Raw genomic sequence first — 16,264 nt, forward strand, 5'->3', positions numbered from 1 at the left:
TCTCAGTCGGCCCGGGCGCCGGCGGCCATGATTCGGCGCGGAATGCGGGACAGCAGCTCCGCCCCGGTCGCCGTCACGATGACATTGTCGATCATCCGCACGCCGATGCCTTCCTCCTCGATGAAGATCGGCGGCTCGATGGTGAGCACCATGCCCTCCTGCAGGACGGTGGCGGTGCCGCCGAACATGTTCACCGGCTCGCCCCAGGAGGGCGGGAAGCCAGGCGCGAGCCCATAGCCCGAGGTGTGCAGCCGGTAGCGGTCGCAGCCCGCCGCCGCGATGATGCGCTTGGCCGCTAGATGCGGCACCTCCGACACCACGCCGGGCCGGATCGCGTCGATCATGGCCGCGCCGGCCTCACGGATCACCTCATGCAGCGCGGCGATCCGCGGCGGCACCGGGCCGAGATGGAATTGCCGGCCGAGCGTCGCCGTGTAGCGGTGGAAGGCGGCACCGAGTTCGACATTGCCGCCATCGCCCGCGCGCAGCCGGCGCGCGGTCGGCGCACCATGCGGGTAGCAAAGCCGCTCCCCGGTCACGAGGTTCATGGTGCTCGCCGGCAGGCCGCAGCCGGCGGCCAGCAGCGCGTGATGCGCGACGGCCGCGAGCTCGAGCTCCGTGCGGCCCACCTCCGCAGCCGCGACGCAAGCCTGCATGGCCGCGTCGGCATGGGCGGCGGCCTGGCGCACCAGCGCGAGCTCCGCAGGTGATTTCGCCGTCTTGAGGTCGTGGATCAGGTTGCTCGGCTCGGCGACCAGGGCGGCGCCGAACAGGTCGCGCAGCCGGAGATAGTGGTGTGGGTGCAGGTAATAGGCCGGCACTTCTATGCCGACGCGCTGGGAGAGCAGGCCGAGATCGCGCACCAGTCGCGCGAAGGCCTCGACCGGATCCTCGGGCTCCGGCCCGCCCCAGCCATGGATCTCCGTGAGCACGGAGTCCGCGCGCCATTCCGCGAGATCCGATCCGCGCGACAGGAAGACCAGCGGCCGATCCTCCGCGGCGAGCAGGACGCATTGGAAGGCCTGGAAGGACTTTGCCTCGCCGCCCGTCAGCCACAGGATCGAGACCGGATGGAACAGCACCATCCAGTCGAGCCCTGCCCCGGCCACGGCGCGGCGTGCGCGGGCAAGGCGATCGGCGAATTCCTCCGGCGTGAAGTCATGCTTGGACATCGGGCGGCTCCGGGCGATCAGGCGTCCAGGCTAGAAAGGAAGCGGGTACTGCGTCCAAGGCCTTCGGCGCATGCGCCTCATGCGCCGTTCGTTTGATCGTGTGCCAGGGCCCGCACCGGCCAGCCGCCGGCGGCGAGCTCCTCCGTCACCGCGCGCATGGTGGCGATCAGCGGTTCGACGATGTCGGGCCGCGCGGGCTCCTCGGCGGTGACGAGGGAGAGGGTCCAGGTCACGCGTGGGCGGAAGGGCACCCCGGCCAGCTCCTGCCGTGCCGCCTCAGCGGCGAAGCCACCGCGCGTCAGCATCGCGAAGCCGGTGCCGCTGCGCAGCAGGGCGCGCAGCATCGCGTGGTCGTCCACCTCGATGCGCGTCTCGGGCGGCGCCGTCCCTTCGAGCCAGGCATCGAGAAGCCGGCGCGAGGCATTGGCGCGGCTCGAGAGGATGAGCGGCAGGCGCGCGAGGTCCGCCGGACGCACATGGCCGCGCCGCAGCGCCGCGCTGCCGGGGCGGCCGACCAGGCAGACCTCCTCCTCCGCCAGCGGCAGGATGCGGAAGCCGCGCTGGGGCAGCGGGTCATGCACGCAGGCGATGTCGGCCCGTCCGCGCACCAGCCATTCGTGTAGGGTGCCGGAGAAGCCGCCGAACACGCGCAGCGACACCTCCGGGTGCAGGGCGCGGAAGCGTGCGACGAGTGGCGGCAGCAGCCACTGCCCGGCGCCGGAGGGAATGGCGAGGGCGATGGTGCCCGACAGGCCGCGGCGGCCCGAGCGGATCTCGGCGCGCGCTTGTTCGAGGCCGCGGAACAAGGTCTGGGCGCGTTCCCGCAGCATCTCGCCCGCTTCGGTCAGCGCCACGCCATGGCCGGTGCGGCGGAAGAGCGGACGGCCGAGATCCTCCTCCAGCTTGCGGATCTGGCGGCTGACGGCGGGCTGGGAGATGCGCAGGAACTCCGCGCCGCGGCTGTAGGAGCCGAACTCCGCGACGGTGCGGAAATAATGCAGGGCGCGGATGTCCATCATGCCACGATTCAACGATCCGGTTATGTAACCCATACGGATTATGCCTTGGACGACCTGTCGCGGCCATTCCAATCTCGACCCCGGCAGGACGGGGGCGGGGATGAAGTTCGGGCTGATGACGCAGATCCAGATGCCGCGGCCCTGGACGGAGCGCACCGAGCGCGACGGCTTCCACAACTGCATCACTCAGGCGGTGGCGGCGGAGGCCGCGGGCTTCGATCATTTCTGGATCACCGAGCAGCACTTCTTCATCGAGATCGGGCACTGCTCCTGCCCCGAGATGGTGCTCGCCGCGATCGCGCAGCGCACCAGCCGCATCCGACTCGGCTTCTCGGTCGTCCTGCTGCCGCTGCACAACCCGTTCAACGTCGCCGAGCGCGTCGGCACGCTCGACGTGCTGAGCGACGGGCGCGCCGAATTCGGCATCGGCCGCGGCACCTCGCGCTACGTGGTGGAAGGTCTCGGCGGCGATACGGAGAAGGGGCGCGGCCAGTCGAAGGAATCGATCGAGGCGGTGCTCCGCATGATGGAGAACGAGGTTTTCCCGGGCTTCCAGGGCGAGCATTACGACCTGCCGAGCCGCCATGTGGTGCCGCGCGTGCTGCAGCGGCCGCATCCACCGGTCTGGGTCGCGGCCTCGACGCTCGAGACCTGGTCGCGCGCCGGCCACCAGGGCTTCGGCTGCATCGGCGTCACCCGCAACACGCCGGCCGAGACGGCGGCGAGCATCGCCGCCTATCGCGAGGCGATCCGCGCCCCCGATCCGGCGCAGCGCGTCGCCCGTGTGGTGAACGAGCAGACTGGCGTCTTCGCCATCGGCGCCGTGCATCAGGATGACCGCATCGGCCGCGACAGGGCCTGCGCCGCCGCCCGCTGGTACTATGGCGACAACGACGCCGAGCTGAACAAGGTGCGCTTCCAGACCGATGGCGGCGTCGGCAGAATCAACGACAAGATCGGCCGGCGCAGCAATGACGAGCTGATCGAGGATGCCATGGCGATCGGCGGCAATCCTGATACGGTCTGCCGTCAGGTCGAGCGCTGGGCCTCGGTCGGCATCGACCAGATGATCTTCTTCCTGCAGGCTGGCCATGCCACGCACGACGAGGTCCTGCGCTCCATCGACCTGATCGGGGAGAAGGTGATCCCACGCTTCGCGAAGTGACACTGACAAGGATACCGGCACGGCATGTCGCAGGCCGTCCGCACCAGATCGGCAAAGACGGGCGGACAGATTGGGGGTAGGGCGATGGGCATGACACGACGCGGCTTCGGCCGCATGGCAGGGGCTGGCGCACTCGTTGCGGCCGGCCAAGGGGTACTGGCGCGCCCCGTGGCGGCGCAGACGCTGCCGAAGCTGAAGGTCTGGGGTGCCTCGGCCACCGTCGAGGCCTATCACGGCTTCCTCTTCCTCGGCATCCCGCTCGGCTTCTATCGGGAGCAGGGCGTGGAGGTGGAATTCGGCACCGCGGCCGGATCCTCGGCGACGCTGCAGCTCGTCGCCGCAGGCCAGGTGCAGCTCGGCTATGTCGGCATGGAGGTCGTCGCGCTCGCCAAAGCACGCAATCCGACCCTGCCCGTTACCGCCGTCTATCTGCAGGACCGCGGCAATATCTATGAGCTGGTGGTGCCTGAGGACAGCGCGATCCGCAGCGTCGCCGATCTCAAGGGCAAGACCATCGGCGTCGCCAATCTCGCGAGCGGCGCCATCCCCTCGCTGCGCGCCATGCTGGCCGAGGCGGGGCTGAACCCAGCGAATGATGTCAGCCTGGTGCCGGTGGGCAACGGCGCGGCCGCGGCGACGGCGCTTCGGGGCGGGCGTGTGCAGGCGCTCTCGCTCTTCCGCGCGCAGCATGCGCTGATCGAGACGCTCGGCATCAGCCTCCGCTACTTCCAGCGGGAGCAGCCGAGCGCAGTGGTCATCGCCAACAGCACCTTCCTGCGGCAGAACCCCGCCGCCGTGACCGGGGCGCTACGCGGCATCGCCGCCGGTTCGATCTTCGCGCAGCTCGCGCCGGAGGCGACGGTGCGGCAGCACTGGACGATGTTCGGCCGCCCCACCGGCCTGAGCGAGGAGGAGGCCATGAGCCGCGCGCGGCACGTGCTCTCGCGCTCCGCCGAGCTCTGGCGCCGCTGGGACGATGCGGCGACGCCCTGGGGCGCGATGGATGCCGGCATGTGGGACCGGCTGCAGGCCTTCATGGTGCAGCAGCAGCTCACGGAGCGGGTGATCGACAGCGCGACGCTCTTCAGCACGGAGCTGATCCCGGCGGTGAACCAGCTGGATGCCGCGGCAATCGAGCGGCGCGCGCGTGGCGCCTGAGGACTGCGGCGCCGCGGCGCTTTCGATCCGCGACGTCGGCATGGTCTACGGCGCCGGGGCGGGCGCGGTGGAAGCGCTGTCCGGCATCACCCTCGACATCGCCGCGGGTGAGTTCGTCGCCGTGGTCGGTCCCAGCGGCTGCGGCAAGAGCACCTTGCTGAAGCTCGTCACCGGTCTGCGACGTCCCTCCCGTGGGAATATCCTGCTGCAGGGGCGGCGGGTGGAAGGCCCGCGCAGTGACGTCGGCATCGTCTTCCAGAGTCCTGTCCTCTTCCCCTGGCGGACCGTGCTCGACAATGTGCTGCTGCCGATCGAGGTGCTGAAACTGCCGAAGGCACGCTATCGCGACCGGGCGATGGAGCTGCTGGAGCTGGTCGGGCTAGAACGCTTCGCGGCGCATTACCCGGCGGAGCTGTCTGGCGGCATGCAGCAGCGCGCCTCGATTGCGCGCGCGCTGGTGCAGGACGCACCGGTGCTGATCATGGACGAGCCCTTCGGCGCGCTCGACGCCATGACACGGGAGCAGATGAACCTGGAGCTGCAGCGCATCTGGCAGGCGCAGCGCAAGACGGTCGTCTTCATCACCCACTCCATCGCCGAGGCGGTATTCCTCGCCGACCGCGTCGTCGTGATGTCGCCGCGGCCCGGTCGGATCCTGGAAGTCATCGTGAACCCCATGCCGCGGCTCCGGAGCCTCGACGACATGCTGGTACCGGACTTCGCCGACCAGGTGCGCCATGTCCGCAGCCTGCTCGGTGGCAAGGGAGCGGAGCTGTGAGCGCCTTGCTGCGATGGATGCGCCGCCAGGCTGTGCCACTTCTGGTCTTCATCCTGTTCATCGGTGGCTGGGAGGCGATCATCCGCGGCTTCGCTGTGGAGAGCTTCCTGGTGCCGGCCCCCTCCGCCGTTATCGTCGCGCTGCTGCGCGGCTTCGCGCAGGGCAATTATCTCGGCCATGCCGGGGTCACCGCCTTCCAGGCGGTCAGCGGCTTCCTGCTGGGCAGCGCGCTCGGCATCGCCATCGCCGTGCTGGTGGTGGTGTTTCCGGCGCTGGAGCGGATCGTCTACCCCTACATCGTCGCCCTGCAGACGGTGCCGAAGGTTGCGATCGCGCCGCTGATTGTGGTGTGGTTCGGCTTCGGCATGGAATCGAAGATCATCGTCGTCGCCCTGGTGTCGCTGTTCCCGGTGCTGGTGAACATGATGGCGGGGCTGAAGGCGGTGGATCAGGACAGGCTGGACCTGTTGGCCTCGCTCTCCGCCAGCCGGTGGCAGATCCTGCGCCACCTCCGCTTCCCCAATGCGCTGCCCTTCCTGTTCGCCGGGCTGAACACGGCCATCGTCTTCGCGGTGATCGGGGCGATTGTCGGCGAATTCGTCGGCTCGAATCGGGGCATCGGCTTTCTGATCCTGCAGGCGAATTTCGCACTCGACATCGCGGCGACCTTCGCACTCTTCGTGGTGCTCTCGGTCATGGGAGTGGCGCTGCATTCCGTCCTGCAGTCGATCCAACGCCGGGCGCTGTTCTGGAACCGGACGGTGGAGGCAGGGCCGGGCGCTACTCCTCCGGCCTGATGCCCGCGGCCTCCGCCACCTGACGCCATAGCGGCACCTCCCGCCGCAAGCGGTCGGCGAGTTCCTCGGGGCCGGTCAGCAGCAGCTTGCCGCCGGCCGCTTCCAACCGCTGTGCCAGCGCGCTGCCGTCGCGCAGCGGCGCCATCTCCCGGGTCAGGCGCTCCACGGCTTCCCGCGGCAGGTTCGCCGGACCGAGCAGGGCGAACCAGAGCACCATCGAGAAGCCCGGCACCGCGGATGCGACAGCTGGCACCCCCGGCAGGGCGGCGGTCGGCTCGGCGCTCGACACCGCCAGGCTGCGCATGCGGCCGTCGCGGATATGCGGGATCGGCACGCTGGCATCGGTCAGCAGCAGGTCGACGTCGCCGGCATAGAGCGCGCCCAGCCCTTGCCCGGTGCCCCGGAACGGGACGTGCAGCAAGTCGATCTGCGCCCTTACCTTCAACAGCTCGCCGAGCAGATGCGTCGTGGTGCCGACGCCGCTGGACCCATAGGTGATACGGCCCGGCGCCGCCCGGGCGCGTGCCAGCAGGTCGTCGAGGTCACGGATCGGGGATTCCCGGCGCACATTGATCGCCATGGCCGATTCCGAGATCACCGATACCGGCGTGAGATCGCGGAACGGATCGTAGCCCGGATTCTTCTGCAGGGACGGCAGGATGGCGACGGAGCCGGTCGTGAAGACCAGGCTGTGCTGATCGGTGGATTGCGCGACGAGCTGGATGCCGAGCGCGCCACCCGCGCCCGGCCGCGCCTCGACGATGACCGGCTGGCCGAGACGCGGTGCCAGATGATCGGCGATGAAGCGGGCGGGAACCTCGACCGGTCCGCCCGGCGCGAAGGGCACGATGAAGCGGATGGTGCGGTTGGGCCAGCGGGCGGGCTGGGCGGCCGCCACGCCGGCCAGGGCGGCGCAGGCGAGGCCCGACAGGACGGCGCGTCGCGACGGAACCAGGTTGGGCATCGTCACCTCCAGCGATCTTTGCCGCCGGATCGCGGCGCCCGAACAGCCTAGGCCGCGATGGCTGGAGGCGAAATGACCGAATGCCCGCTATCGGCGATGTCGGACCCGGCGGCAACCCTGCGTCAGGCCTCGGCGAACTGCAGCGCCGCGAAGCGCCCGTACAATCCGCCGTCACGCAGTAGGCTCTCATGCGTGCCGGCCGCCACGATGCGGCCAGCCTCCATGACCACGATGCGGTCGGCGCGGCGCACCGTCGCCAGACGATGCGCGACCACCAAGGTGGTGCGGCCGCGCGACAGGGTGGCCAGCGCGCGCTGCACCGCCTGTTCGCTTTCCGCATCCAGCGCGCTGGTCGCTTCGTCCAGCAGCAGCACGCGCGGGTCGCGCAGGATGGCCCGCGCGATCGCGACGCGCTGGCGCTGGCCGCCCGACAGCATCACGCCCTTGGCGCCGAGATGGGTCGCGAAGCCCTGCGGCAGCGCGTCGAGGAAGGATGTCGCGGCGGCGGCCTCGGCCGCGGCACGGACCTCCGCATCGGTGGCGCCGGGGCGGCCGAAGCGGATGTTCTCCGCAGCGTCGGCGCTGAAGATGATGGGATCCTGCGGCACCAGGCCGAGCTGTCCGCGCAGCGCCGCGGGATCGAGCTGCGCGATATCGACGCCGTCCAGCCGCACCACACCCGATTGCGGATCATAGAAGCGCAGCAGCAATTGCAGCACCGTCGTCTTGCCGGCGCCCGATGGGCCGACCAGCGCCACCGTCTCCCCCGGTTCCACCACCAGCGAGAAGCGATCGAGCGCCGGCTGCGCCGGGCGCGTCGGGTAGTGGAAGGTCACGTCCTCGAATGCGATGCGACCGAGAACGGGGCTGGGCAGGATCGTGGGCGCGGCGGGCGCGGTGATGGCGGGCGGTGCGTCCAGCACTTCCTGCAATCGCTCGGCAGCGCCGGCGGCGCGCTGCACCTCGCCCCAGACCTCGGCGAGCGCGGCGCCGGAGGTCGCCATCAGCACGGCGTAGAGCACGAAGGCGGAGAGCTGCCCGCCGGTCATCTGCCCGGCCACGACATCCCGGCCGCCGACCCAGAGGCTGAAGGTGACCGCCCCGAAGCCGAGCAGGATCACCACCACGATCAGCATGGCGCGGATGCGGATGCGCCGGAGTGCCGCGGTAACGGAGGCCTCCGCCGCGACATCGAAGCGGGCCCGCTCGGCGGGCTCCCGCGTGAAGGCCTGCACGGTGCGGATGCCGGCGATGGTCTCCTCGACCTGATGGCCGAGATCGGCCACCCGTTCCTGCGTGCTGCGCGAGAGCTGCCGCTCCCGCCGGCCGAACAGGATCATCGGCAACAGCACCGGTGGCACCACCAGTGCCATCAGCAGCGCCAGCTTGGCGCTGGTCAGGACCAGCAGGCCAAAGGCGCCGATGCACATGAGCACGTTGCGGATGCCGACCGAGATCGCGGATCCGATCAGCGACTGCAGCAGCGCGATATCAGCGGTCAGGCGGGACAGGATGTCGCCCGCCCGCGCCGTCTCGAAATAGGCGGGCGAGAGCGACAGCACGCGGGCATAGGCATCGCGCCGGATATCGGCAGCGACCCGCTCCCCGAGCCAGGTGACGAAGTAGTAGCGGGTGCCGGTCGCGACCGCGAGGGCCGCGATCAACCCGAAGACCGCGAGCGCGGTCTGGTCCAGCCGCACCACGCTGCCGGCGCCGAAGCCTTCGTCGATCAGGTGGCGCAGGCCCTGGCCCAGGGCGAGCACCATGCCGGCGGCGAGCAGCAGCGCGCTGGCGGCGAGCGCCACCCGCCCCGCATGCGCGCGCAGATAGGGCAGCAACAGCGCAAGCGAGGCGATGCGGCGCATTATTTGTCCTTCAGGGGGAAGCGATCGAGATAGGGCTGGTAATCGGGTTCGACATCGATCGCGAGGGAGGCGAGGACTCGCACCACGGCGCAGTAGAAGCCGATGACGAGAATAAGGTCGGTCAGGTGTTCGGTGTCGAACTCGGCGGCCAGCGCATCATGCGTCGCTTGGCTGGTGCCGGGGCCGGCCACCATCTCCCGCGCGGCACGCAGCACGAGCTGGGCGCGGGGTTCGAGCGCCGCATCGTCGCCGGCCATGATCGCACGGATGTCGCTTTCGGTGACGCCGAAATCCATGCCGATCTTGACGTGGTGCGACCATTCATAAGCGCTCTGCGCCAGCCAGCCGACTTGCAGGATCGCGATTTCGCGGAGCCGCGGATCGAGCTTGCTGCCGTAGCGGATGTATTGGCCGAGGCCCTGGAAGGCGCGGGCGCCGCCGGGGCTGTTGACCAGCGCGCGGTGCAGCGCGATTCCGCGCTTCAGCAGGTCCTTGTTCTCGGGCGCCAGGTCTTCGACGGTGCGGTAGGGGATGCGGGCCATGGGTTCCTCCGGTTCGGCTTGCACTCAGGGTCGCGCCGCCGGCGGCGCGGGACAAGCCACGCCGCTTCAGCCCACGAAACGCGCATCCCGCGTTGCCGCCACCGCCTCATAGGCTTGGCGCACGAGCGCTTCGCCATGGTCGCGCTCCAGGCGGCGCAGGGTGAAATGCGCCCGCGCAATGCCGCGAAAATGCTCGAGGAAGGCGAGGTTGACGGCGGCACCCGCCGCGGCACCCAGCACCGGCGCGGCCTGGGCGCCGAGCTTCAATGCGACCGGCCCGCCGAAGCGCGCGGCGATGGCGCCGATGAAGCCGGGCACCAGGTTGACGCCGATCGCACCCTTCAGGGTCTGCGCCAGCCCCAACCGCACGGCGAAATAGCCGCTCTCGGCCGCGTCGTCGGAAGGCGCGCGGCCGCCGAGCGCGAAGACCTGCAGGCATTCCGCCGCGGCACCGGGCGCATCGAGGTCCTCGCCCTGGCCGGCGGCTTCGGCCGCGATCTGGCGCAGCAGCAAGGTGGTGGAGATCGGCAACTCCATCAGCGTGCCGGGCAGGCCGAAGGCACCGCCGGCGACGCCGGAGGCGACGGCGAGGCCGCGATGGAACCAGCTCTGCCCGATCGGCAGCGGCGTGCTCGCCGGGCCGCTGCGCAGCGCCACCGACATCGCGGTGGTCAGCGCGCCGCGCACCGCGCCGTCCAGGCGCGACTGCACGAATTTCGGCAGCGCGGCGCGCAGCGCCTCCACCGGCGTGCCGGCCAGCGCCGCGAGGCGGGCGGCGAAGGAGGTGCCTTCCAGCACGCTGAAAGCCGCGGTGAGTTCGGCATGCGCGGCATCGGGCAGCAGGGCGGGTTCGAGAGGGGCGGCGAGGTCGCTCATGCGGGGAAGATGGCGATGAGCCGATCCGGTGTCAGCCCCATGGGCGCCTGCTGTGATCTCTCCACAGGACCCGCTCGGCCTCCGCGCCCTGGCACGCGCGGCACGGAGGCCTCAGTCGGCACTACAGGATGTAGCGCGACAGGTCGGCGCTGGCGGCGAGCGGCGCAACTTTGGCGCGGACCATGGCCCCATCCACCGCCACGCTGTCGCCGCGGCGGTCGGAAGCGGTGAAGGACACCTCCTCCAGCAGCCGCTCCAGCACCGTCGCCAGACGGCGGGCGCCGATATTCTCGACGCTCGCGTTGATCTCGGCGGCGAGGTCGGCGATCGCATCCACCGCATCCGCCCCGACCTCGAGCGTCAGGCCCTCGGTGCCCAGCAGCGCCACATACTGCTTAATCAGGCTGTGCTCGGGCTCGGTCAGGATGCGGCGGAAATCGTCCCGCGTCAGCGCCGACAGCTCCACCCGGATCGGCAGACGGCCCTGCAGCTCCGGCAGCAGGTCGGAGGGCTTGGCCAGGTGGAAGGCGCCGGAGGCGATGAAGAGAATGTGGTCCGTCTTCACCGGCCCATGCTTGGTGTTGACCGTGGTGCCCTCGATCAGCGGCAGCAGGTCGCGCTGCACGCCCTCGCGGGAGACGTCGCCGCCGCGGAAGCCGCCTTCGCTGGTGCGTGCGCAGACCTTGTCGATCTCGTCGATGAAGACGATGCCGTTGGCCTCCGCATAGGCGACGGCGTCGCGGGTCAGCGTCTCCGTATCGACAAGCTTGTCCGCTTCCTCCCGCGTCAGGGCGATGCGGGCCTCGGCGACCGTCATCTTCCGGGGCTTGGTGCGACCGCCGAACATCTTGCCGAGCATATCCTGCATGTTCTGCATCTGGAGGCCCTGGGCGCCCGGCAGGTCGATCATGCCGATCGGCGTACCGCCGGTATCGGCGACCGCGACCTCCACCTCCCGCGCCTCGATGCTGCCTTCGCGCAGCATGCGGCGGAACTTCATGCGGGTCTCGCCGGAGGCGCCTTCGCCGACCAGCGCGGTGACCAGCCGTTCCTCCGCCGCCAGCTCCGCCTTCGCCTGCACGCCGTGGCGCGCCTGCTCCCGCAGCATGGTGATGGAGGTGTCGACCAGGTCGCGGACGATGCTGTCCACGTCGCGGCCGACATAGCCGACCTCGGTGAACTTGGTCGCCTCGATCTTGAGGAAGGGCGCATTGGCGAGCTTGGCGAGGCGGCGCGCGATCTCGGTCTTGCCGCAGCCGGTCGGCCCTATCATCAGGATATTCTTCGGCACCACCTCCTCCCGCAGGCCGGGGGGAAGCTGCTGGCGGCGCCAACGGTTGCGCAGCGCGATGGCCACGGCGCGCTTGGCGTCCTGCTGGCCGACGATGTGGCGGTCGAGTTCGGAGACGATCTCGCGCGGAGAGAGATTGACGGTGTCCATTCCGGTTCCTGGGGGCGGCCTCGGTGGCCGCTGAGAGATGGAACCGAAAATCGGGACGCGGTGCGACGGAATCAACCGGTGACCCAAGGGGAGCAGGGACGCAACTGGCGCCACCCTGGTCTACGGCGCCCGGCGGGCGACGGTCTACGGCGCCCGACGGGCGACCACGGTGACCGTCGCGATCACCGGCCTGCCATCCACCAGCACCGTCGAGTGGTCGTCATTGGCCAGCAGGATGCCGATGCTGTGGCGCCCGGTCGGCACCGGGCAATGGCCGAGATGGGCCAGGATGGTATCGCCCCCGGTGTCGCTGTTGCGGCTGTTGTAGGGGCGGCCCGGGGCATTGCAGCTATCGCCCTCGAAATCGACCTTGAGGTGGAGATGCCCGCAATTCGGCGCGCCGCCGCAGGCACCGGCAGCGCGCAGCAGGAAACCCGGCACGCTGACCCGCACGGCGACGCTACCCTCCGGCCCCGGGGCCAGCACCACCTCCGCACCTTCGGCCGGGGAAAGGATGCTGAGGCGCGGCGGCTCCGTCGCGGGGGCGGCGGCGGAGATGCTGAGGAGGGCGGCCAGCACGGCAGGGATCGCGAGGCGCGGCATGGGTGGGTTCCAACACTGATGTAACCGACGCTTACATCGAAGCGGCCTTTGCCCGCCAGTGAAAAATAAGCGACGCTTACATTAGCCCGGCCCGGAACCCACCGATGACGACCAGCACCCCGCGCGGCACCTACCACCATGGCGACCTGCGTCGGGCGATGATTGCCGAGACGATCCGGCTGATCGAGGCCGAGGGGCTGGAGAAGGTGACGCTGCGCGAGGTGGCACGCCGGCTGGGCGTCTCTTCCGGCGCGCCCTTCCGCCACGTGCCGAGCCGCATGGCCCTGCTGACCCTGGTGGCGGAGGAGGCGATGGAGCGGCTGCAGGCCGAGATCGCGGCGGCGCTGGAAGGCGTCTCCGCGCCGCTCGAGCGCTTCCGCGCCACGGGGCATGGCTTCCTGCGCTGGGCGATCCGCAACCCCGCGCATTTCCAGGTGATCTCGGCCCGCGGGCTGATCGATTTCGAGGGTTCGGGGCTGCGCCGCGCCAATGACGCGCTGCGCGCGATGATGGCCGACCAGCTCGCCGAGGCCGCCGCGCAGGGCATGCTGGGGGACGCGCCGGAGCAGGTGCTGATCACCGGCCGCGCCCTGGCCTATGGCCTGGCGCGCATGCATCTGGATGGCCAGTTCCCGAGCTGGGGCCTCGACCCCGCAGCCGCGGAGCAGGTCGCGATCGCCGCGATCGACCGCTACCTCGCCCTGGTCACCGTCCGGCCCTGAGACCAACAAACGCCACGCGGCCACCCCCCTTCGCCGAGGCTTCGGAGGGCGAGGGCCGCGCGGCCGAAGGCCGCCATCAGAAAGGCCGGGCTGCGAGGCGACAGCCGATGCAGACCGAGGCCGCGAATGCGGCCCGCGCGCGACCATCAGCCGCGCCGGGTGCGCACCCGACAGCGCGCAAGCCAAGCCGCCGGAGGCGGCGCCGGCGCAAGGCCTGTTAAAGCGTCTCCAAAATCATGTTGCCGTTGGTGTAGACGCAGATATCGGCTGCGATCTTCATCGAGCGCCGGCAGATCTCGGCCGCATCGACGCCCTCCACCGGCAGCAGCGCACGCGCGGCGGACAGAGCGTAATTGCCGCCCGACCCGATGCCGATCACGGAATCCTCGGGCTCCAGCACATCGCCCTGGCCGGTGATGAGCAGCGAGCGATCCTTGTCGGCGACCGCCAGCAGGGCTTCGAGGCGGCGCAGGTAGCGGTCGGTGCGCCAATCCTTGGCGAGCTCGACCGCGGCGCGCTCGAGCTGGTCGGGGAAGCGCTCGAGCTTGGCTTCCAGCCGCTCGAGCAGGGTGAAAGCATCGGCGGTAGCGCCGGCGAAACCGGCGAGGACCCGGCCATTGGCGATGCGGCGGACCTTCCGCGCATTGCCCTTCACCACGGTCTGGCCGATCGAGACCTGGCCGTCGCCGGCCATCGCCACCTGGCCATCCTTGCGGACGCAGAGGATGGTGGTGCCGTGCCAGCCGAGAGGATCATGTGAGGATTGCATGATCGCGCAGATGGCATCGCGACTGGCGCCCGACAACGGGGGTAGGGCTGCCATGCCGATGCCGCAACCTTCGCCGTGGACAAGCCCGGCCGCGGCAGCCGAGACTGCCCCGCCGCGCCCGGTTGTGGCACGCCCGGGCCCGGCGTAGAGAGGCGCCCATGGACGGCACCCTGACCCCCCGCCGGGCCGAGATCGCCCGGGCGACCAGCGAAACGCGCATCCGCGCGACGCTCGACCTCGACGGGTCGGGCGCGAGCGAGATCGCGACCGGGATCGGCTTCCTCGACCACATGCTCACGGCCCTTGCCCGGCATGGCATGCTGGACCTGACGGTCGAGGCGCAGGGCGACCTGCATATCGACTTCCACCACACCACCGAGGATGTCGGCATCGTGCTCGGCCAAGCGGTGCGCAAGGCACTCGGCGAGAAGCGAGGCATCCGCCGCTACGGCCATGCCGTTGTGCCGATGGACGAGGCGCTGGTGGAAGCCGCGATCGACATCTCCGGCCGCCCCTTCCTCGCCTGGAACGTGACCTTCGCGCGCGACAAGATCGGCGAGATGGACACCGAGCTGTTCGAGGAGTTCTTCCGCGCCTTCGCGACCAATGCCGGGATCACCCTGCATGTGATCCAGAAGGCCGGCAGCAACGCGCACCACATCGCGGAAGCCGCCTTCAAGGCGCTCGCCCGCGCGCTCCGCGCCGCGGTGGAGCCCGATCCGCGCGCCGGCGTGGCCATCCCCTCCACCAAGGGTGTGCTGGAGGCGTGATGCGCGCCTTCACCCTGCATGCCGCCCCCGGACATCAGCCACTGCTGATCCCGGAAGGCTTCTCCTGGGGCGCCTTCGTCTTCGCGCCCTTCTGGCTGCTACGCCATGGGCTCTGGCTCGGCCTGCTGGCCTATGTCGCGGGCTTCGCGGCGATCGCGCTTGCCGCGCCGCCGGGCTGGCGCAGCCTCGGCCTCCTGGCGCTGCATCTGCTGGCGGGGTTCGAGGCGCGGGATCTGCTGCGCGCCAAGCTGGCGCGCCGGGGGCGCGATGTCCGCGCTGTGATCTTCGGCATGGACGAGGACGCGGCCTTGCTGCGTGCCTTGTCCCAGGACGAGGCTTTGCGCGCCGAGGCGGCGCGCGCGGTGCAGGGGGGACGGGCATGATGCGGGTCGCGATCGTGGACACCGGTTCGGGCAACCTCGCGTCGGTGCTCCAGGCGGTCGAAAAGGCTGCTGACAATGCGGAGATCGCGGTGCGCGCCGCGGTCACCACCGCGGTCGCCGATGTGCGCGCGGCCGACCGCATCATCCTGCCCGGCCAGGGCGCCTTCGCCGCGGTGAAGCGCGGGCTCGACGCGCTGGACGGCATGCAGGACGCGATCGACATCCGGGTGCGGGCCGAGGGCGTGCCCTTCTTCGGCATCTGCGTCGGCATGCAGATCCTGTTCGAGCGCGGGTTGGAGCATGGCGTCAGCTTCGGCCTTGGCTGGTTCCAGGGCCAGGTCACGCCGATGGACCCGAAGGACAAGGACGGCAACCCGCTGCCGCTGCCGCAGATGGGCTGGAACGCGCTCGACTTCGAAGAAGGCCATCACCCCGTGCTGGACGGCATCGAGAAGGGCAGCCACGCCTATTTCGTCCATTCCTACGCGGCGACCGGCCATGACGAGGACTACGTCATCGCCACCACCGATTACGGCGGCCCGGTCTGCGCCATGATCGCGCGGTCCAACATCGTCGCCGCCCAGTTCCATGTCGAGAAGAGCGGCGAGGTCGGCCTCGCCATGCTCGCCAACTTCCTCCGCTGGGAGCCGTGATGGCGCACGCCGCCGCCCACCAGCTCGACGTCCAGCGCGTCGAGGAGCTGAACGACGCCGAGATGGGCGAGCTCTGCGAGGCGACCGACGCTGCCATCATCGAGGGTGGCGGCTTCGGCTGGCTGGGCCCGCAGGGGCGCGCGCCGCTGGAGCGGCATTTCCGCGGCGTGCTGCTGGTGCCGGAGCGCGAGCTCTTCGTGGCGCGGATGGACGGGCACATCGTGGGTTCCGCCCAGCTCGTGCGCCCGCCGCGCAACAACGAGGCGCAGGCCTTCGCGGCGCAGCTCACCCACGCCTATATCGCCCCTTACGCGCGCGGCTTCGGTCTGGCGCGGCTGCTGATGAAGCGGGTCGAGGAATACGCCGCCGCCGCCGGCCATCGGGTGCTGAACCTCGACGTGCGGGAAACCCAATCCACCGCCATCGCGCTGTTCGAGGCGGTGGGCTACCGGCACTGGGGCACCCATCCCTTCTATGCCCGGGCCGATGGCCGCACCGTCGCAGGGCTCCATTACTACAAGCTGCTGGAGCCCGGGCGCGGCCGGAAGACCGACGCGCTGATCTCCGAAAGCCAGTGAAGAGCCAGT

Annotated in this window: 18 protein-coding genes; 9 read left to right on the forward strand and 9 right to left on the reverse strand. The window is 70.3% G+C overall.

What is annotated here, in order from left to right:
- Positions 1-2 precede the first annotated feature (2 nt).
- Complete coding sequence (locus GXW71_RS11945) at positions 3-1,172, reverse strand: M24 family metallopeptidase (protein ID WP_211852730.1); 1,170 nt, start codon at positions 1,170-1,172, stop codon at positions 3-5.
- 77 nt (positions 1,173-1,249) lie between these two features.
- Positions 1,250-2,191: a LysR family transcriptional regulator gene (locus GXW71_RS11950; RefSeq protein ID WP_211852731.1), complete on the reverse strand. Its 942-nt coding sequence runs from the start codon at positions 2,189-2,191 to the stop codon at positions 1,250-1,252.
- Between the two features lie 100 nt (positions 2,192-2,291).
- Between GXW71_RS11950 and GXW71_RS11955 the strand changes: the two genes are divergently transcribed.
- The 4 genes from GXW71_RS11955 to GXW71_RS11970 all read left to right on the forward strand — a co-directional run bounded on the left by GXW71_RS11955 (position 2,292) and on the right by GXW71_RS11970 (position 6,089).
- Positions 2,292-3,356: an LLM class flavin-dependent oxidoreductase gene (locus GXW71_RS11955; protein ID WP_211852732.1), complete on the forward strand. Its 1,065-nt coding sequence runs from the start codon at positions 2,292-2,294 to the stop codon at positions 3,354-3,356.
- Positions 3,357-3,446: 90 nt separating this feature from the next.
- Positions 3,447-4,514, forward strand: a complete 1,068-nt coding sequence (locus tag GXW71_RS11960; protein ID WP_211852733.1) for an ABC transporter substrate-binding protein — start codon at positions 3,447-3,449, stop codon at positions 4,512-4,514.
- Positions 4,504-5,292 carry an ABC transporter ATP-binding protein gene (locus GXW71_RS11965; protein WP_367617290.1) on the forward strand — a complete coding sequence of 263 codons (789 nt, stop codon included), beginning with the start codon at positions 4,504-4,506 and terminating at the stop codon, positions 5,290-5,292. The genes GXW71_RS11960 and GXW71_RS11965 overlap by 11 nt, the downstream gene beginning before the upstream one ends.
- Positions 5,289-6,089, forward strand: coding sequence for an ABC transporter permease (locus GXW71_RS11970; protein ID WP_211852734.1), 801 nt, complete (start codon positions 5,289-5,291; stop codon positions 6,087-6,089). The genes GXW71_RS11965 and GXW71_RS11970 overlap by 4 nt, the downstream gene beginning before the upstream one ends.
- Here the strand turns inward: GXW71_RS11970 and GXW71_RS11975 are convergent.
- The 6 genes from GXW71_RS11975 to GXW71_RS12000 form a co-directional block, all read right to left on the reverse strand.
- Positions 6,073-7,053 (reverse strand): Bug family tripartite tricarboxylate transporter substrate binding protein, encoded by a 981-nt coding sequence (locus GXW71_RS11975; RefSeq protein ID WP_211852735.1) that lies wholly within the window; start codon positions 7,051-7,053, stop codon positions 6,073-6,075. The genes GXW71_RS11970 and GXW71_RS11975 overlap by 17 nt on opposite strands.
- A gap of 122 nt (positions 7,054-7,175) precedes the next feature.
- Positions 7,176-8,918 (reverse strand): ABC transporter transmembrane domain-containing protein, encoded by a 1,743-nt coding sequence (locus tag GXW71_RS11980; RefSeq protein WP_211852736.1) that lies wholly within the window; start codon positions 8,916-8,918, stop codon positions 7,176-7,178.
- Positions 8,918-9,460 carry a carboxymuconolactone decarboxylase family protein gene (locus tag GXW71_RS11985; RefSeq protein ID WP_211852737.1) on the reverse strand — a complete coding sequence of 181 codons (543 nt, stop codon included), beginning with the start codon at positions 9,458-9,460 and terminating at the stop codon, positions 8,918-8,920. The genes GXW71_RS11980 and GXW71_RS11985 overlap by 1 nt, the downstream gene beginning before the upstream one ends.
- A 66-nt stretch (positions 9,461-9,526) precedes the next feature.
- The gene (locus GXW71_RS11990) at positions 9,527-10,336 is read right to left on the reverse strand and encodes an EcsC family protein (RefSeq protein WP_211852738.1); all 810 of its coding nucleotides are present in this window, start codon (positions 10,334-10,336) and stop codon (positions 9,527-9,529) included.
- A gap of 121 nt (positions 10,337-10,457) precedes the next feature.
- Entirely contained in the window at positions 10,458-11,777 is a 1,320-nt protein-coding gene (hslU, locus tag GXW71_RS11995; protein ID WP_211852739.1) for an ATP-dependent protease ATPase subunit HslU, read from the reverse strand.
- Between the two features lie 144 nt (positions 11,778-11,921).
- Complete coding sequence (locus GXW71_RS12000; RefSeq protein WP_211852740.1) at positions 11,922-12,380, reverse strand: hypothetical protein; 459 nt, start codon at positions 12,378-12,380, stop codon at positions 11,922-11,924.
- Positions 12,381-12,484: 104 nt separating this feature from the next.
- Between GXW71_RS12000 and GXW71_RS12005 the strand changes: the two genes are divergently transcribed.
- Positions 12,485-13,102: a TetR/AcrR family transcriptional regulator gene (locus GXW71_RS12005; RefSeq protein WP_211852741.1), complete on the forward strand. Its 618-nt coding sequence runs from the start codon at positions 12,485-12,487 to the stop codon at positions 13,100-13,102.
- A 217-nt stretch (positions 13,103-13,319) separates the two neighbouring features.
- On the opposite strand, the gene hslV is transcribed toward GXW71_RS12005, so the two are convergent.
- Positions 13,320-13,871, reverse strand: a complete 552-nt coding sequence (gene hslV / locus GXW71_RS12010) for an ATP-dependent protease subunit HslV (protein WP_211852742.1) — start codon at positions 13,869-13,871, stop codon at positions 13,320-13,322.
- Positions 13,872-14,029: 158 nt separating this feature from the next.
- Between hslV and hisB the strand changes: the two genes are divergently transcribed.
- From hisB to GXW71_RS12030, 4 genes are read left to right on the forward strand one after another with little or no spacing between them, the layout of a single operon-like run.
- Entirely contained in the window at positions 14,030-14,641 is a 612-nt protein-coding gene (gene hisB, locus GXW71_RS12015; RefSeq protein WP_211852743.1) for an imidazoleglycerol-phosphate dehydratase HisB, read from the forward strand.
- The gene (locus GXW71_RS12020) at positions 14,641-15,024 is read left to right on the forward strand and encodes a DUF2628 domain-containing protein (protein ID WP_211852744.1); all 384 of its coding nucleotides are present in this window, start codon (positions 14,641-14,643) and stop codon (positions 15,022-15,024) included. Before hisB ends, GXW71_RS12020 begins: the two co-directional genes overlap by 1 nt.
- Complete coding sequence (hisH, locus tag GXW71_RS12025; protein ID WP_367615840.1) at positions 15,021-15,677, forward strand: imidazole glycerol phosphate synthase subunit HisH; 657 nt, start codon at positions 15,021-15,023, stop codon at positions 15,675-15,677. Before GXW71_RS12020 ends, hisH begins: the two co-directional genes overlap by 4 nt.
- On the forward strand, positions 15,677-16,255 hold the full coding sequence (locus GXW71_RS12030; RefSeq protein ID WP_211852745.1) for a GNAT family N-acetyltransferase: 579 nt from the start codon (positions 15,677-15,679) through the stop codon (positions 16,253-16,255). The genes hisH and GXW71_RS12030 overlap by 1 nt, the downstream gene beginning before the upstream one ends.
- Positions 16,256-16,264: the final 9 nt, after the last annotated feature.

Origin of the sequence: Plastoroseomonas hellenica (assembly GCF_018129085.1) — a bacterium.
In the GTDB taxonomy this organism is placed as follows: Bacteria; Pseudomonadota; Alphaproteobacteria; order Acetobacterales; family Acetobacteraceae; genus Plastoroseomonas; species Plastoroseomonas hellenica.

Excerpts from the sequence above, each read along its gene's own strand:
- GXW71_RS11990 (WP_211852738.1), bottom strand. The coding sequence starts at position 10,336 with ATGAGCGACCTCGCCGCCCCTCTCGAACCCGCCCTGCTGCCCGATGCC.
- GXW71_RS11955 (WP_211852732.1), top strand. The coding sequence starts at position 2,292 with ATGAAGTTCGGGCTGATGACGCAGATCCAGATGCCGCGGCCCTGGACG.
- GXW71_RS12000 (WP_211852740.1), bottom strand. The coding sequence starts at position 12,380 with ATGCCGCGCCTCGCGATCCCTGCCGTGCTGGCCGCCCTCCTCAGCATC.
- GXW71_RS11975 (WP_211852735.1), bottom strand. The coding sequence starts at position 7,053 with ATGCCCAACCTGGTTCCGTCGCGACGCGCCGTCCTGTCGGGCCTCGCC.
- hslV (WP_211852742.1), bottom strand. The coding sequence starts at position 13,871 with ATGCAATCCTCACATGATCCTCTCGGCTGGCACGGCACCACCATCCTC.
- GXW71_RS12030 (WP_211852745.1), top strand. The coding sequence starts at position 15,677 with ATGGCGCACGCCGCCGCCCACCAGCTCGACGTCCAGCGCGTCGAGGAG.
- GXW71_RS11960 (WP_211852733.1), top strand. The coding sequence starts at position 3,447 with ATGACACGACGCGGCTTCGGCCGCATGGCAGGGGCTGGCGCACTCGTT.
- hisB (WP_211852743.1), top strand. The coding sequence starts at position 14,030 with ATGGACGGCACCCTGACCCCCCGCCGGGCCGAGATCGCCCGGGCGACC.
- GXW71_RS11980 (WP_211852736.1), bottom strand. The coding sequence starts at position 8,918 with ATGCGCCGCATCGCCTCGCTTGCGCTGTTGCTGCCCTATCTGCGCGCG.
- GXW71_RS12020 (WP_211852744.1), top strand. The coding sequence starts at position 14,641 with ATGCGCGCCTTCACCCTGCATGCCGCCCCCGGACATCAGCCACTGCTG.
- GXW71_RS11945 (WP_211852730.1), bottom strand. The coding sequence starts at position 1,172 with ATGTCCAAGCATGACTTCACGCCGGAGGAATTCGCCGATCGCCTTGCC.
- GXW71_RS11985 (WP_211852737.1), bottom strand. The coding sequence starts at position 9,460 with ATGGCCCGCATCCCCTACCGCACCGTCGAAGACCTGGCGCCCGAGAAC.
- hisH (WP_367615840.1), top strand. The coding sequence starts at position 15,021 with ATGATGCGGGTCGCGATCGTGGACACCGGTTCGGGCAACCTCGCGTCG.
- GXW71_RS11950 (WP_211852731.1), bottom strand. The coding sequence starts at position 2,191 with ATGATGGACATCCGCGCCCTGCATTATTTCCGCACCGTCGCGGAGTTC.
- GXW71_RS12005 (WP_211852741.1), top strand. The coding sequence starts at position 12,485 with ATGACGACCAGCACCCCGCGCGGCACCTACCACCATGGCGACCTGCGT.
- hslU (WP_211852739.1), bottom strand. The coding sequence starts at position 11,777 with ATGGACACCGTCAATCTCTCTCCGCGCGAGATCGTCTCCGAACTCGAC.